This is a genomic window from Streptomyces spirodelae (assembly GCF_017676385.1).
GTDB lineage: Bacteria > Actinomycetota > Actinomycetes > Streptomycetales > Streptomycetaceae > Streptomyces > Streptomyces spirodelae.
The window spans coordinates 100,562-114,669 of sequence record NZ_JAFFZN010000021.1; the positions used below are offsets into that span (position 1 = coordinate 100,562).

The 14,108-nt window shown below is 71.5% G+C and carries 19 protein-coding genes and 1 pseudogene; 3 read left to right on the forward strand and 17 right to left on the reverse strand.

Translation table 11 applies throughout. The features are described from left to right. Window positions 1–2: 2 nt before the first annotated feature. The 11 genes from accC to JW592_RS21975 form a co-directional block, all read right to left on the reverse strand. The gene (gene accC, locus JW592_RS21925; RefSeq protein WP_209266909.1) at window positions 3–1,346 is read right to left on the reverse strand and encodes an acetyl-CoA carboxylase biotin carboxylase subunit; all 1,344 of its coding nucleotides are present in this window, start codon (window positions 1,344–1,346) and stop codon (window positions 3–5) included. Window position 1,347: 1 nt separating this feature from the next. Further along, window positions 1,348–1,890: an acetyl-CoA carboxylase biotin carboxyl carrier protein gene (locus JW592_RS21930; RefSeq protein ID WP_209266910.1), complete on the reverse strand. Its 543-nt coding sequence runs from the start codon at window positions 1,888–1,890 to the stop codon at window positions 1,348–1,350. A gap of 142 nt (window positions 1,891–2,032) precedes the next feature. Further along, window positions 2,033–3,703 carry an acetyl-CoA carboxylase carboxyl transferase subunit alpha gene (gene accA / locus JW592_RS21935; RefSeq protein WP_209266911.1) on the reverse strand — a complete coding sequence of 557 codons (1,671 nt, stop codon included), beginning with the start codon at window positions 3,701–3,703 and terminating at the stop codon, window positions 2,033–2,035. A gap of 31 nt (window positions 3,704–3,734) precedes the next feature. Further along, window positions 3,735–4,046, reverse strand: a complete 312-nt coding sequence (locus JW592_RS21940) for an antibiotic biosynthesis monooxygenase family protein (RefSeq protein ID WP_209266912.1) — start codon at window positions 4,044–4,046, stop codon at window positions 3,735–3,737. Further along, on the reverse strand, window positions 4,036–4,380 hold the full coding sequence (locus JW592_RS21945) for an antibiotic biosynthesis monooxygenase family protein (protein ID WP_307805500.1): 345 nt from the start codon (window positions 4,378–4,380) through the stop codon (window positions 4,036–4,038). Before JW592_RS21945 ends, JW592_RS21940 begins: the two co-directional genes overlap by 11 nt. Further along, window positions 4,377–5,129 carry an SDR family NAD(P)-dependent oxidoreductase gene (locus tag JW592_RS21950; RefSeq protein WP_209266913.1) on the reverse strand — a complete coding sequence of 251 codons (753 nt, stop codon included), beginning with the start codon at window positions 5,127–5,129 and terminating at the stop codon, window positions 4,377–4,379. The genes JW592_RS21945 and JW592_RS21950 overlap by 4 nt, the downstream gene beginning before the upstream one ends. Window positions 5,130–5,164: 35 nt before the next feature. Next, window positions 5,165–5,626 carry an anthrone oxygenase family protein gene (locus tag JW592_RS21955; protein WP_209266914.1) on the reverse strand — a complete coding sequence of 154 codons (462 nt, stop codon included), beginning with the start codon at window positions 5,624–5,626 and terminating at the stop codon, window positions 5,165–5,167. Further along, window positions 5,623–6,099 carry an SRPBCC family protein gene (locus JW592_RS21960; protein ID WP_209266915.1) on the reverse strand — a complete coding sequence of 159 codons (477 nt, stop codon included), beginning with the start codon at window positions 6,097–6,099 and terminating at the stop codon, window positions 5,623–5,625. Before JW592_RS21960 ends, JW592_RS21955 begins: the two co-directional genes overlap by 4 nt. A gap of 13 nt (window positions 6,100–6,112) precedes the next feature. Beyond that, window positions 6,113–7,402 (reverse strand): ketosynthase chain-length factor, encoded by a 1,290-nt coding sequence (locus JW592_RS21965; protein WP_229376558.1) that lies wholly within the window; start codon window positions 7,400–7,402, stop codon window positions 6,113–6,115. Then, window positions 7,399–8,700 (reverse strand): beta-ketoacyl-[acyl-carrier-protein] synthase family protein, encoded by a 1,302-nt coding sequence (locus tag JW592_RS21970; RefSeq protein ID WP_209266916.1) that lies wholly within the window; start codon window positions 8,698–8,700, stop codon window positions 7,399–7,401. Before JW592_RS21970 ends, JW592_RS21965 begins: the two co-directional genes overlap by 4 nt. Then, window positions 8,697–9,131, reverse strand: coding sequence for a cupin domain-containing protein (locus JW592_RS21975; RefSeq protein ID WP_209266917.1), 435 nt, complete (start codon window positions 9,129–9,131; stop codon window positions 8,697–8,699). Before JW592_RS21975 ends, JW592_RS21970 begins: the two co-directional genes overlap by 4 nt. 262 nt (window positions 9,132–9,393) lie before the next feature. Here JW592_RS21975 and JW592_RS21980 point away from each other — a divergent pair, with 262 nt between their 5' ends. Further along, entirely contained in the window at window positions 9,394–9,765 is a 372-nt protein-coding gene (locus JW592_RS21980; RefSeq protein ID WP_209266918.1) for a SchA/CurD-like domain-containing protein, read from the forward strand. 20 nt (window positions 9,766–9,785) lie between these two features. Beyond that, a complete protein-coding gene (locus JW592_RS21985) occupies window positions 9,786–11,204 on the forward strand; it encodes a multicopper oxidase family protein (RefSeq protein WP_209266919.1) in 1,419 nt (472 codons plus the stop codon). On the opposite strand, the gene JW592_RS21990 is transcribed toward JW592_RS21985, so the two are convergent. Continuing rightward, on the reverse strand, window positions 11,194–11,397 hold the full coding sequence (locus JW592_RS21990; protein WP_209266920.1) for a hypothetical protein: 204 nt from the start codon (window positions 11,395–11,397) through the stop codon (window positions 11,194–11,196). The genes JW592_RS21985 and JW592_RS21990 overlap by 11 nt on opposite strands. A 20-nt stretch (window positions 11,398–11,417) precedes the next feature. Here JW592_RS21990 and JW592_RS33625 point away from each other — a divergent pair. Continuing rightward, window positions 11,418–11,750 (forward strand): annotated as a pseudogene (locus JW592_RS33625) (hypothetical protein); the annotation flags it as partial. Window positions 11,751–11,880: 130 nt separating this feature from the next. Here JW592_RS33625 and JW592_RS21995 read toward each other — a convergent pair. From JW592_RS21995 to JW592_RS22015, 5 genes are read right to left on the reverse strand one after another with little or no spacing between them, the layout of a single operon-like run. Continuing rightward, complete coding sequence (locus tag JW592_RS21995) at window positions 11,881–12,342, reverse strand: anthrone oxygenase family protein (RefSeq protein WP_209266921.1); 462 nt, start codon at window positions 12,340–12,342, stop codon at window positions 11,881–11,883. A gap of 4 nt (window positions 12,343–12,346) precedes the next feature. Then, a complete protein-coding gene (locus tag JW592_RS22000) occupies window positions 12,347–12,727 on the reverse strand; it encodes a SchA/CurD-like domain-containing protein (protein WP_209266922.1) in 381 nt (126 codons plus the stop codon). After that, window positions 12,727–13,503: an SDR family NAD(P)-dependent oxidoreductase gene (locus JW592_RS22005; protein WP_209266923.1), complete on the reverse strand. Its 777-nt coding sequence runs from the start codon at window positions 13,501–13,503 to the stop codon at window positions 12,727–12,729. Before JW592_RS22005 ends, JW592_RS22000 begins: the two co-directional genes overlap by 1 nt. Further along, window positions 13,500–13,760, reverse strand: coding sequence for an acyl carrier protein (locus tag JW592_RS22010; RefSeq protein ID WP_209266924.1), 261 nt, complete (start codon window positions 13,758–13,760; stop codon window positions 13,500–13,502). Before JW592_RS22010 ends, JW592_RS22005 begins: the two co-directional genes overlap by 4 nt. Beyond that, the gene (locus JW592_RS22015; RefSeq protein WP_209266925.1) at window positions 13,757–14,095 is read right to left on the reverse strand and encodes a TcmI family type II polyketide cyclase; all 339 of its coding nucleotides are present in this window, start codon (window positions 14,093–14,095) and stop codon (window positions 13,757–13,759) included. Before JW592_RS22015 ends, JW592_RS22010 begins: the two co-directional genes overlap by 4 nt. Between the last annotated feature and the right edge of the window lie 13 nt (window positions 14,096–14,108).

Sequence of the window (14,108 nt, forward strand, 5' to 3'; positions counted from 1 at the left end):
GGTCATCCGCGGGTGTCGAGGAAGGAGGTGATGTGCCGGCCCTCCTGGAAGACGGGGTCGGCGACGATCTCGCGCAGCAGCGGGATGGTGGTGTGCACCCCGGGCCCGGCGATACGGAACTCGGCCAGCGCCCGGTCCATCCTCTCCAGCGCCTCGTCGCGTTCGGGTGCCCAGCAGATGACCTTCGCCAGCAGCGAGTCGTACTGCGGCGGCACCTTCCAGCCGGCCCGGCCATGGGTGTCCACCCGCACGAACGGGCCGCCCGGCGGGACGAACTCCTCCAGGGTGCCCGGTGCCGGGGCGAAGTCCCGTGCCGGGTCCTCCGCGTTGACGCGGCACTCCACCGCGACACCGCGCGGCACCAGGTCCTCCTGGGCCATCCGCAGCGCCTCACCGGAAGCGACCCGGATCTGCTCGCGTACCAGATCGACCCCGTAGACCGCTTCGGTGACCGGATGCTCCACCTGGATACGGCAGTTCATCTCCATGAAGGAGAAACCCTCGTCGTGCACCAGGAACTCGAAGGTGCCGGCGCCGGTGTAGCCGATGGCGCGGGCGCCGCGCACCGCGGCGCGGGCCATGGCCGAGCGCAGCTGCGGGTGCAGCCCCGGTCCCGGGCTCTCCTCGATGAGCTTCTGGTGCCTGCGCTGCACGGAGCAGTCACGCTCGCCCAGGTGCAGCACGGTGCCGTGTCCGTCTGCGAGGACCTGCACCTCGATATGGCGGGCGCTGTCGCAGTACCGCTCCATGTAGACGCGGTTGTCGCCGAAGACGGCCTGCGCGGTCGCCCGGGTCTGCCGGTAGGCGGGCAGCAGGTCGGAGGCGTGCCGTACGACGGTCATGCCCCGGCCGCCGCCCCCGGCCGCCGCCTTGATGATGAGCGGATAGCCGATCCGGGATGCCAGATCCGCGGCCTCGGCGGCGCTGTCCACGGTGCCGGGGCTGCCGGGCAGCACCGGCAGCCCCGCGTCCGTCATCAGCGACCGGGCGACCGCCTTGTCGCCCAGCCTGGAGAGCACTTCGGGGCGCGGCCCGATGAACGTCAGCCCGTTCTCCGCGCAGATCTCGGCGAAGTCCGGGTCCTCGGACAGAAAGCCGTAGCCCGGGTGCACGGCGTCGGCCCCGGTGCGCAGCGCCGCCTCGATCACGGCCGGCGCCGAGAGATACGACTTGCGGGGTGCTCCGGGCCCTATCTGCACCGCGGCGTCCGCGGCGTGCACATGGCTGCTGTCCTTGTCGGCCGTCGAGTGCACGGCCACGGTGCGGATGCCCAGTTCGCGGCAGGTCCGCATCACGCGTATCGCGATCTCGCCCCGGTTGGCCACCAGGACGGTGCCGAAGCCCATCTCACGCCCCCTCGTCCTGGCCGCCGCCGGCGGTTTCGTCGGGGTCGATCAGCACCAGCGGCTCGCCGTACTCGACGGGCTCGCCGTCGCCGACCAGCACCTCGACCACGCGCCCGGGCCGGGTGGCCTCCAGCGGGTTCATCAGCTTCATCGCCTCGATGATGCCGAGCTGCTGGCCCTTCTCCACGTGGTCGCCCGGCTGTACGAAGGGGGGTGCACCGGGGGCGGGGGCAGCGTAGAAGGTGCCGACGAGGGGCGCGCATTCGCGGTGCCCCTCCAGGATTTCCTCCCCGGCGCCCCCCGCGGCGCCGGTTCCCTCCTGGGGGGCCGGGCCGACGAGGGCGGCCGGCCCTCGGTCGCCCTCCCATTCGACCTCGATGCTCGCCGCACCGAGTGCGATGCGGACCCTGCGGGGCTTGTCAGGGCCTACCCGGACAACCTCCGCGATGCTGCGGCAGATGTCCGCGAGGGCCAGCCCGCTGTTGTCGTAGTCGAGCCCGGCGAGTGTGTCGTCGGAGCCCTGCGTCTGGGTGAGCTCACTCATGAGTGCCTCTCGATCGGTAATGCGTACCCGGCATGGGGAGTTGCGCTTGTCGGCCCTGCGCCCTGGGGGAACCTCCCGGCCGAAGGCTGGGGGAAGGCGGGCAGCCCGCGAACAACAGCCAGGGGCAGCCCCTCACCGGCCGTCACGAGCCCTCCGCGAGTCCGAAGGACCGGAAACGGCGCCGACGCGCAACCACCGACTCCGCGTCCGGCGCGGAGCGCAACTCGCGCAAGGCTGCGACAACAGCCCTCCGCACGGAGTCGCTGAGGGCGGCCGTATCCACATGGCCGCCGCCCTCGGGCTCGGGGATCACCCCGTCCACCACGCCGAGCCTCAGCAATGAGGCGGCGTCAAGGGCCAGTTCGTCCGCAGCGACAGCGGCCTCCGCGGCGTTCTTCCACAGGATCGCCGCGCAGCCCTCCGGGCTGATCACCGAATAGGTCGCATTCGCACAGATCAGCACCCGGTCGGCGACACCCAGCGCGAGCGCGCCCCCGCTGCCGCCCTCGCCGGTCACGACGGCGACCACCGGCACCGGCAGCGAGCCCATCAGCCGCAGGTTCTCGGCGATGGCGCCGGACTGGCCGCTCTCCTCCGCGCTGAGTCCCGGGTAGGCGCCGGGCGTGTCGATCAGGGTGACGACGGGAATCCGCAGCTTGGCCGCCAGCCGCATCAGCCGGGCCGCCTTGCGGTAGCCGGCGGGCGAGGGCATCCCGAAGTTACGGGCCACCAGTTCGGCGGTGGTGTGGCCCTTCTGGTGGCCGATGACCATCACCGGCAGGTTGTCCAGGCAGCCGATGCCGCCGACGACGGCCGGGCACTCCTCGCCGGCCCGGTCGCCGTGCAGTTCGACGAAGCCGTCCAGCCAGAACCCGATGTGCTCCAGGGTGGTGGGCCGGCCGGCCTCCCGGGCGAGCTGGACGCAGTCCCAGGCGGGCAGCTGGTCCAGCAGCTGGCTGTCGCGGACGACCGGGTCCTCCTCGCTGCCGCCCCAGTCCGGTGCCGGGCGGTCGGAGACGGCGAGCAGCCGGGCGAGCCTGGCGCGCAGTTCGCCGCGCTCCCATACGTCGTCCACGAGGCCGTGGCCGCGCAGGAACTCGGCGGTCTGGAAGCCGTCGGGGAGCTGCTGGCGGATGGTCTGCTCGATGACGCGCGGCCCGGCGAAGCCCATCCGGGCTCCGGGTTCGGCGACCACCACGTCGGAGAGGGTGGCGAAGGAGGCGGCGACGCCGCCGTAGGTGGGGTCGGTGACCAGCGTGACGGTCAGCAGTCCGGCCTCGTCCAGCTCGGCCAGCGCGTTGCTGGTCTTGGCCATCTGCATCAGGGACAGCGCCCCCTCCTGCATACGCGCACCGCCTGAAGCGGTGACGAGCAGCAGGGGGGTACGGTCCCGCAGTGCGTGCTCGGCGGCCGTGGTGACCGCCTCGCCCGCCGCGACGCCGAGGCTGCCACCGAAGAAGCGGAAGTCCATCACGGCCGCCGTGAGGGGGCGCCCTTCGATGCGGCCACGCACCGCGAGGACCGCGTCCTGCTGGCCGGTCTTGTGGCGGGCCTGCTGGAGACGCTCCGCGTACGGCCGCTGGTCCACGAAGTCGAGGGGGTTGTGCTGGGTGGGGGGTACGTCGAGGTAGGTGACGCTGCCCTCGTCGAAGAGCTGGGCTATCCGGGCCGGTGCGTCCAGGCGGGCGTGTGCCCCGCACTCGGGGCACACGTGCAACAGCCTCTTGTACCGCTTGCCGTAGACCAGGGAGCGGCAGTTGGTGCACGAGACCCAGGAGGGTTGTTCCGTTGTCAGCGTTGCTGGGGTTGTCATGTCGGTCCCTTGGGTTCGCGGTGCGCGGCCGTCAGTAGGTGGCGTCCACCTCGTAGATGCCGAACGGCACCTTCAGCCGGGTGTCCCGGTACGGGCGCAGCGGCGCGGTGTCGTCCTTGTGCGCTGCGCCCTCCTCCCACGCGCGGAAGGCCGCCATGTCGGACCAGCGGCTGACGACGACGAGCGCGGTGGGGTCGGCAGGTGAGCGCAGCAGCTCGTTGCCGAGCATCCCGGGCACCCGCGCCATCCGCTTGCTGACCTGGTGGTACGCGTCGCGCACCGCGGCCAGCTGCTCGTCGTCGTAAGCCGCCTGGTAGACCAGTACCCGGACCTCAGCGGGCATCTGCGCCCGCCTTGCCGGGTACGTGCGCGACGACCGTCATGGTGTTGAACGAGCCCTGGGAGCGGTAGGGGTGCAGCCGCTCGCGGTGGGCGAGGTGCGCTTCGCTGGTCTCGAACTCGCGGAAGCCGGGTTCGTCCACCCAGTCGCTGACGATGTAGTACGTGGACTCCTCGTCGGCCGACTTGGACAGCCACTGGCCCAGGCAGGCGGGGTGGCCGGTGACGGCCTCGGTGCTGCCGCGCCACACCTTCTCGAAGTCGGCTTCCATGCCGGGGTTGATCTGCATCCGCAGCAGCACCCGGAACTGGCCCTCGCTCTTCGCTTCGGTGGTCACGAGATTCCTCCGTCCACGCCGATGGTGGCGCCGGTGACATAGCGGGACAGGTCGCTGGCCAGCCACAGGATGGCGCCCGCGACCTCGTCGGGGGTGCCGAGCCGGGCCAGCGCGGTCTTGGCGCTGTACCGCTCGATCATGAGTTTCTGCTGGTCCTCGGGCATCTTGTGCAGGTTCTCGGTCTCGATGACACCGAGCGCGACGATGTTGAAGCGGATGCCCTTGGCTCCGAACTCCTTGGCCAGCGAGCGGTTCAGGCCGACCAGCGCCGCCTTGGTCGCGGTGTAGTGGGAGCGCAGCGGAATTCCCGCCTCCACCGCCTTGGAGCCGATGCTGACGACGGAGGAGCCCTCGCCCAGCAGCGGCAGCGCCGCCTGGATGACGAGGTGGACGCCGGTGAGGTTGGTGTCGACGATGCGGCGCCACTCCTCCAGGGGCAGCTCGGCGTAGGGGATATGGCTGATGGCACCCGCGTTGTTGACGACCAGGTCGAGCCGGCCCCAGCGGGTGCGGGCCTCCTCGATCAGGGCGGTGACGCTGTCGGGGTCCGAGACATCGGCGCACACCACATGGTGGTCGCCGTCGGTCTCCTTGAGGGCCGCCTCCAGCGAGGCGACGGCCTCGCTCTCCTTCTGGTAGCAGGTCAGCACGTCGGCGCCGGCCTCGGCCAGGGCGAGCGCGATGCCCCGGCCCACTCCCCTGGTACCGCCGGTGACCAGGGCCTTCTTGCCCTTGAGGCCGAGATCCATGAGTTCCTCCGTAAGGGGTCGTATGTCACAGCAGGTCACAGCAGCAGCGCGAGCGCCGCACAGTTGGCGACCAGGGCGAGGACGGTCAGCGCGCTGCGGCGCTGGTTCCAGGCGCCCCAGCGCCACCGCGGGTCCCGGTCGGCGAAGTCGGCGGGCAGGTTGTCCGGGTCGAGGGAGCGCACCCACTTGTTGACCGGGACGTTCTTGGTGAGCGAGATGACCACGGTGACCGCCGCCAGCACGGCGCCCGCGACGAACAGGCCGCGGGCCCCCGCGTGCGGGCTGACAGTCGCCAGCCAGATGTCTCCGGCCAGGGTGCCGAGCAGACAGACCGGCATGGCCGGGTCGTAACGGGTGGCGAAGAACGCGTGCGCGTGCACGTACCGGTCGGCGGGCAGCGCCGCCAGCAGCGGCCAGCCGCCCAACTGGGTGCCGAACAGCACACCGGCGGCCAGCCCGTTGAACAGCAGGACGAGCGGGGCGATATACGCGATCACTGGGCCGCCGCTGCCTTCGCTGCCGCCTCGACCTTCTCCTTGATGAGCTTCATCTGCACCGCGGTGTTGCGGTTCAGGTGCGCGGTCATCCCGTCGTCGGTGACCGGTGCGACGTCCTTCATATGGAAGTCCTGCACCCAGCGCATCCTGGTGCCGTCGCCCTCGGGGAGGTACTCCCAGTAGATGTTCATGTATTCGAACGGCCCGGTCTCCACACGGTGGGCGCGCACCTGGCGCTTGACGGGGTCGGGGACCCGCTTGGAGACCCAGCTCCAGACGTTGCCGTCCTCGTCGGGGTGCATGGTGAGCCGGAAGACGATCTCCCTGCCGTCCGCCCCTTCGTTGTCCTCCAGCACCTCGACGGCCGCGTACTCGCTGAACAGGTTCGGCCAGGACTTCAGGTCGTTGGTCATGTCCCAGACCAGGTCCAGCGGCGCGTCGATGACGATGCTGTTGTCGGTGTGGCCCGCCATGGCGGTTCCCTCCTCAGTTCTCCGGTTGTCCGTGCGGATGCCCCAGCACGAGCGCGGCGTTGAAGCCCCCGTGGCCGCGCGCGACGACCAGCGCCGTGCGCAGTCCGGCCTGGCGCGGCTCGCCGAGTACGAGGTCGATCTCGTATCCGGGAGCGGGCGCCGCGGGTCCCGCGGTGTGCGGGACGACCTGGTCGCGCAGCGCCAGCAGCGCGGTGGCGACGTCCAGCGCCGCTCCCCCGCCGTAGAGCCGGCCGGTCAGCGTCTTGGGCGCGGTGACCGGCACTCCGCGCGGCCCGAACACCTCGGCCAGCGCCTCGGCCTCGGCACGGTCGGCCTCCGGGACGCCGAGCGCGTCGGCGAACACCACATCCACCTCGGCGGCGTCCAGCCGGGCGTCGGCCAGCGCGGTGCGGACCGTACGGGCCAGCACCGGGCCGCGATCCGATCCCGGCGGGGGGTCGAAGGCGGCGGCGTAGCCCAGCACCCGGCCGTAGAGCTGGCCGGCGCCACGGGCCTCGGCCGCCTCGGCGTCCTCGACGACGAGCAGCGCGCCGCCCTCGCCTGGCAGATAGCCGGAGGCGTCCGCGTCGAACGGCAGATAGGCGCGTGCCGGGTCCTGCACGGTGGACAGCTGCCCGGTGGTCAGCTGCGCCGTCAGCCCGTAGGGGCACAGGGAGGCGTCGGTACCGCCGGTCATCACCAGCTTGGCGCCGGTACGGATCAGCCGCCGCGCCTGGCCGATGGCGTCGAGTCCGCCGGCCTGTTCGCAGCACAGCACACCGCAGGGGCCGCGCATCCCGTGCCGGATGGAGATCTGGCCCGTGGTGGCCGCGTAGAACCAGGCGATCGACTGGTAGGCGCCCACCCAGTCGGGGGCGTGCTGGTAGAGGTTCTCCATCTCGTGCTGGCCGAACTCGGTGCCGCCCGAGGAGCTGGAGGTGACCACCGCCATCTCGTACTCGGGCAGTTCGGCGGGGATCACGCCCGCGTCGGCGATGGCGGCCTCGGCCGCGGCCAGCCCCAGATGGGTCCAGCGGTCGGTCTGCTGGATGAGCCGGCTGGGCACCCGCCCCTTGGCCACGAAGCCGGGCACCTGGCCGGCGAGCCGCACCGGGTAGGGCGCCGGGTCGAACAGGGTGATCCGGTCGATGGCCGAGCGGCCCGCCAGCACCGAGCGCCAGTGCTCCTCGGTGCCGATGCCGGTGGGCGCCAGGACGCCGAGTCCGGTGATCACGGGGGCGCGGGTCGGGTTGGTGACGCCGGTCGCGGAGACGGGCGCGGTGCTCGTCGCGGTGGGGCTCATACGGCGGCCCCCTCGTACGCCACGGCCCCCGCGCGTGCCAGCACAGTGGCGCTCTGGAAGCCGCCGAAGCCGCTGCCGACGCTGAGCACCACGTCCATGGCGTGCTCGCGCGCGGTGCGCGGTACGTAGTCCAGATCGCACTCGGGGTCGGCGTTGTGCAGATTGGCGGTGGGCGGGACGACCTGCCGGTCGAGCGCCAGGGCGCAGGCCGCCACCTCGATGGAGCCGATGGCCCCCAGCGAGTGGCCCACCATGGACTTGATGGAGCTGACCGGCACCCGGTAGGCGTGCTCGCCCAGGCTGCGTTTGAACGCGGCCGTCTCATGGCGGTCGTTCTGCTTGGTCCCTGAGCCGTGCGCGTTGATGTAGTCGACCGCTGTGGGGTCGAGCCGGGCGCGGTTCAGGCAGACCCGGATGGCCTCGGCCATCTCCCGTCCGTTGGCCTTCAGTCCGGTCATGTGGAAGGCGTTGCTGCGGCCCGCGTAGCCGACGATCTCCCCGTAGATCCGTGCCCCGCGTGCCTCGGCCGCCGCCTTCTCCTCCAGCACGAGCACGGCGGCGCCCTCGCCGAGGACGAAGCCGTCGCGCTCCGCGTCGAAGGGCCGGGAGGCGTGCTCGGGGTCGTCGTTGTTGGGCGAGGTGGCCTTGATGGCGTCGAAACAGGCGGAGGTGATCGGCGAGAGCGGCGCGTCGGTTGCGCCCGCCAGCACCACGTCCGAGCTGCCCTCCTCGATGAGCTGTACGCCGTGCCCGATGGAGTCCAGGCCCGAGGTGCAGCCGGTGGAGATCAGCGCGACCGGGCCCTCGGCGCCGACCTCCCAGGCGACCTCGACGGCGAGGGTGGAGGGCACCATGTAGCCGTACAGGTGCGGCACGCCGTAGGTGTGGTCCACCAGCCAGTGCTTGCCGGCGTCGCTGAGCAGGACGTACTCCTCCTCCAGGCCCATGGTGCAGCCCACGGCGCTGCCGATGCTCACACCGGTGCGGGCCGGGTCGGCGGCGGCGAAGTCGTAGCCGCTGTCTTCGACCGCCTCCCTGGCGCTGACGACGGCGAACTGCGCGGCCCGGTCCATCCGCCGGATCTGCCGCGGGGTGAGCCCGGCGGCGACCGGGTCGAAGTCGGCCTCTGCCGCCATCCGGGAGCGGAACCCGGTGGGGTCGAACAGCGAGATGCGGCGGGTGGCGGTACGGCCGTCGGACAGCAGCTTCCAGAACGCCTCCCGGCCCACGCCGCCGGGCGCGACCACGCCGACGCCGGTGACCACGGCGCGGCGCCCTGCGGCTGCCTGAGCGGTCACGAGGCACCGCCGACGGAAGGGTTGGGCTGCTCGGCCCGTGCCACCTTCTCGGTGTCCACGTGGCCCAGATCGGGGCGGGGCGCCAGCGGCGAGAGGTGGAAGGCGGCGTGCGCGGGCTCGGTGCCGGTGTTCACCAGCCGGTGCCGTACGCCGATGGGCACCAGCAGCGAGTCACCGGGGCCGAGCTGGACTGCCTGCCCGTCCATCGTCATCTCCAGCCGACCGGTGACGATGTGCAGGAACTCCTCGGAGTAGGGGTGGTAGTGCTCGGTGACGTGCTCGCCCGGGGCCAGGCTCAGCACCCCGCCGAAACCGCTGGTGCATCCCGTGGTCCTCGGGCTGAGCGTGGTCCTGATGTCGCCGCCGCGCCGGGTGTTGGCCTCGACGTCGTCGGCGTGCACCCGGACGGTGCGCGTGATCTCGGTGGTCACTGACCCCCGCCTCCTTCGGCTTCCTTGGCTGGTGCCGCCCTGTGCTGGTGCCGCCGAGTGGATGCGGCCTCGCCCAGCGCCCCGCACCGTCGCAGCCGCGCCTACAAGTCCGCTCGAACCGCCGTTGATGGCCCCCTCCCGATGCCGATAGCTGGGGGAGCAGTTCCCGGCGCCCCTGCGGGGCGCCCCAGCGTGGCTCGACCCGTGGGCGAGCGGCGTGGGGCCAGATGGGCGGCCCTGTCCGCGACAGCGAGGAGCAGCCATGCCGTTCGCCGCCATCACCTACGACATCAAGGCGGGGTACGAGAAGGAGATCTCCGAGATCTTCGGCAACTTCCGGCGGGTGGGCTCGCCTGTCGTGCAGGACCAGGCGGGCGGCGAGGCTGCGCGCATCCTGTCGACCGCGGTCTTCATCCGGGACGCCACGATGGTCCGGGTCATCGAGTACGAGGGCGACCTGGACGCCATCGCCCGCCATATGGCGACCCAGCCGGGGGTGCGCGAGGTCGAGGAGAAGCTGGCCCCGTATCTCTCCCGGCCCCGGGCGACCGACACCGTGGAGGGTTTCGCCGCCACGTTCCGCCGCTCACTGCTGACCTGCATGGCGCAGATGTCGGTCCGGGACGCCGCCTGAGCGGCCGGAAGGAGTGCTCCGTGCTCACCCGCAGAAGCGTGCTCAGGGCCGGTACCTCGGCCGCCGCACTGGCCGCCGTTCCGGCCGGTCTCGTCACCGGCAGCCGGTCCGGCGTCGCGCGGGCGGCCGCGTCGCCGTTCACCACACCGCTGACGGTCCCCGCCCCACTGCGCCCCTGGCGGCTGGCGGGCCACGACTTCTACCGGCTCACCACCGAGGAGGCCGACGTCGGTCTGCTTCCGGGCACGACGACGCGAATCCGGTCCTTCAACGGCCGGATGAGCCCGGTGATCAGGGCCGAGCGGGGCAGGCCCGTGATCATCGAGCAGGTCAACAGGCTCGATGTGCCCTTCTCCATGCATCTGCACGGCGGCCACACTCCGCAGACCTCGGACGGCCACCCGATGCACCAGGTCGAGCCCGGGGGCAGCCGGCTGTTCCGCTACCCCAACGAGCAGCGCGCCGCCACCTTGTGGCTGCACGACCACTCGCACGAGAACCACGCGGAGAACATCTACCGCGGGCTGGCCGCGACCTACATCCTCACCGACGACGTCGAGGAGCGTCTCCCGCTGCCCAAGGGCCGGTACGACGTGCCCCTCCAGCTGCGCGACGCCAAGTTCCACGACAACGGCCGGCTCGACTGGGATCTGCACGGCTTCGACGATCGGCACACCGTCCTCGTCAACGGCAGGCCGCGGCCCTACTTCGAGGTGGCGGCCCGCAAGTACCGGCTGAGGCTGGTCAACACGGCCAACGAGCGGCCGTTCGTGCTCCGGCTCGGCGACGGCGAGGAGTTCACCCACATCGGGACGGACGGCGGCCTGCTGCCCGAGCCAGTACCCACCCGGGTCCTCCAGCTGTGGCCCGGTGAACGGCAGGAGATCGTGGTCGACTTCTCCCGCTACGGCGTCGGCCGGAGACTGGTCCTCGACAACACCTATCTGTTCGACGGCGAGACGCCCGGGATCATGCGCTTCGACGTGGTGCGTGAGGCGCGCGACCCCAGCAGGGTCCCCGACCGGCTTCGGCCCGTCCCCGACCTGGGCACGTCAGCCGTGGAGCGCGAGTTCACCATGTCCTTCGACCCGGGGACCGGCCGGCACCTGATCAACGGCAGGCCGTTCGACATGCACCGGGTCGACATCCGGCCCCGGCTCGGCGTGCCGGAGACCTGGAAGATCGTCAACGGTGACGGCCAGTACGGCATTCCGCACTCGATGCACCCGCACCTCGACGCGTTCAAGATCCTGGACCGCAACGGGAAGCCGCCGGCGGCCGGCGAGGCCGGGCTCAAGGACACGGTGACGGTGCCGGCGGGCGAGTACGCCCGCATCCAGGTCCGTTTCACGGAGCACACGGGTCTGTACATGTACCACTGCCACATGCTCAGCCATGTGCAGATGGGCATGATGGGCCAGATGGAGGTCAGTCGGTGACCGCGTGGCACTCCCTCTCGTCCCGCTCGGGCAGCGCCCCGGCGGCGGTCCGCAGGAGGTCGAGGGCCTGGGTGAGGAAGGGGTTGGGGTCGGTGGTGCGCCGGGTGGCGTAGATCCGCCGGGTGTGGGCGGGGTCGGTGAGCCGGAAGAGGCGCGTCCCTGAGGTGTCCGCCGAGGCCGGCGCCTCCACCACGGCGAGCTCCGGCTCACCGCCTGGCCGAGGCGGGTGTCGCCGTCACCGTGCTCGACGCCGGCGGCCGCACCCCGGGCACCTCCAGCGCCACCTTCTCCATCGACGTCACCCATCTGAAGACCCCGCACTCCTACTTCCTGCTCAACCGGCGCAGCGCCGCGCTCCACCGCGAGTTGGAGGAAGAGGTCCGCGCGGACGGTGCGAGCGGCACCGGCTGGCGGCATTCGGCGCCGCTCGTCCAGTGGGGCCACACCGAGGAGGAACAGCGCACTCTGCGTGCCCGTGCCGAGCGCCTCGCCGAGTGGGGGCACCCCTGCCGCACCGCCGACCCGGCGGAACCGGCCGGACTGGCGCCCGGAGTGGACCCCGGCGTCCTGCCGCGCCAGGCTGCTTCGTCGTGCACGACGAAGCAGCCTGGTACGACGCGCCCTTGCTGGCACGCACCCTGCTCGACCGTGCTCCAGAGCCCGTGCGGGGTACGCGTTACAGCGCCGTCACCGCTGCGGCGTTCAGCAGCAGGGCGGCCAGCGCCAGGATGGTGCGCAGCAGATGCCAGCGGCGCCAGAGGGGGCGGGGGTCCTGCCAGTCGTCGGGCAGCACGGCGGGGTCCGCCACCGCCTTGACCCGCCGGTTGATGGGCACGTTGCACAGGTGGGAGACGGCGGAGACGCCCAGTAGCAGGACCGCCGCAACGGCGAACAGCACGCGGGCCGGGGTGCCGTCGGCGACGAAGGCGAGGACCACGGCGAGCACGGTCGACGTCAGAACGACCACGGGCATGGTCGGGTCCCAGTTGCGGCCCAGCAGTTTGTGGGCGTACACATATGTGCCGGTCTCCATGGCGAACAGCGCGGGCAGCACGCTGAGCGCCACGGCGAAGAGGACCCCCGCCGTGACGCCGCTGCCGAGGAGAACGGCCACCCCGAGGACAGCGTCCACCCTCATCGGTTCAGCTCCCGGCGGGGTGCGTGTCCACGGTCAGCTGTGCGATGGACCGCATGGTGGCGTCGCGGAAGTAGGCGGCGAACGCCTCAGGGGATGCGGTGTCGCGCTTCTCGGCGAGGTAGGGCTGCAGCTTCTCCTCCAGGATGTGCACGCCCTTCTGCTGGGCCATGTGCTTGCCGACGGCCGCGAAGTCGCCCTCGTAGTGGATGACGCGCACCATCACGTCGTCCTTGATGAAGACGCCGGTGCCCAGCAGCCGTCCGGCCTGCTCGCCGTCGTCCCCGGCCAGGTCGGGGGTGTCGACGCGTTTGAAGTTGGCGAAGATCTCCGCGATCTCGTCCTCGTGGCCGGGCTTGACCCGGTAGGTGATCGCCGCGTAGGGCATCAGATTCCTCCATCGACTGTGAGCGTGACGCCGGTGACGTAGCGGGAGGTGTCGCCCGCGAGGTAGAGGACCGCGCCGGCCACGTCGGCGCCGGTGCCCAGCCGGCCCAGCGCCGTCATCCCGGCGAGGCGTTCGACGAGCTGCGGCGGCAGGCCGGCCCCCGGCTCGTCGTCGGTCGCCGTGACCCCGGGCGCCACGGTGTTGACGCGGATGCCACGGCTGCCGACCTCCTTGCACAGCGCCCGGCCGAAGCCGACGAGTGCCGCTTTGGAGGCGGAGTAGTGGGTGCCGAGCGCGCGCCCCCGCAGAGCGACCGAGGCGCCGATGTTGACGATCGAGGCGCCGTCCACGAGCAGTTCGTCGACGGCGCGGGTGACCAGGAACGCGGAGGTGACATTGGAGTCGAGCAGCCGGTGCCACTCGCTCTCGTCCAGGTCCGCGAACTTGCTGTGGCCGTCCACACCGACGTTGTTGACGAGCACGTCCAGACCGCCCAGCCGGGCCCGGCACTCCTCGGCGAGCCGGGCTGTGTCCTGGGAGCTGGTGACATCGGCGCGTACCAGATGGTGCTCGGCGCCCGTGGCCGCCAGCGCCTCGGCCAGGGTGCGCGCGTGGTCACCGGGACTGCGGTGGCCGACGACGAGCCGAGCACCCGCCTGCGCGAAGGCCAGCGCCGTGGTGCGGCCGATGCCCCGGGTGCCGCCGGTGACCAGGACGCGCTTGCCCGCCAGCCCCGGCCCGGGCAGCACACCGGTTTCCGTGCCGGCGGCGCTCATGCCGCATCGGTCAGGTTGGCATTGATCATCTTGAGCAGGAGCCGGGGCGTCTCCGCCTCCACCACGGCGTCGTCGGACAGCTCGACGCCCAACTCGCGCTTGATGACGCCGGTCACCTGGAGCAGCGCCAGCGAGTCGTAGCCGAGTTCGAGGAACGGCACATCCAGCGCCGCCTCATCGGCGATGTCCACATCCTCGGCCTCGCCCGCACACTCCAGCAGCTTCTCGGCCAGCTCACGCTGGGTGAACTCGCTCACTGGATCCTCCCTGAGTCCTTCGTCCATACGTAGAACGGGTTCGCCATCGCGTCCTTGGGCTCCTGCCAGTTCGGGTCGTAGGGCGACACGCACTGCGCGAGGCGGGTGTTGATGTCGTCGTAGAGGGGGTGGCTGCGGGCGCGGTACAGATTGGGGGTGATGTCCTCGTCCGCCTCGACGAGGTGGAAGTACAGGTCGTGGAAGGTGAAGAGCGTCCGCCGCGCCACGCCCACCATGTGGGGCAGTTCGGTCCCGTCCGACTCCTCGAAGATCCGCGCGATGGAGTCGGCCTTGCCCGGCTCCATCCGCGCCACTATGAGCGTCCGGTGTGCCACCGTCGGCCTCCTT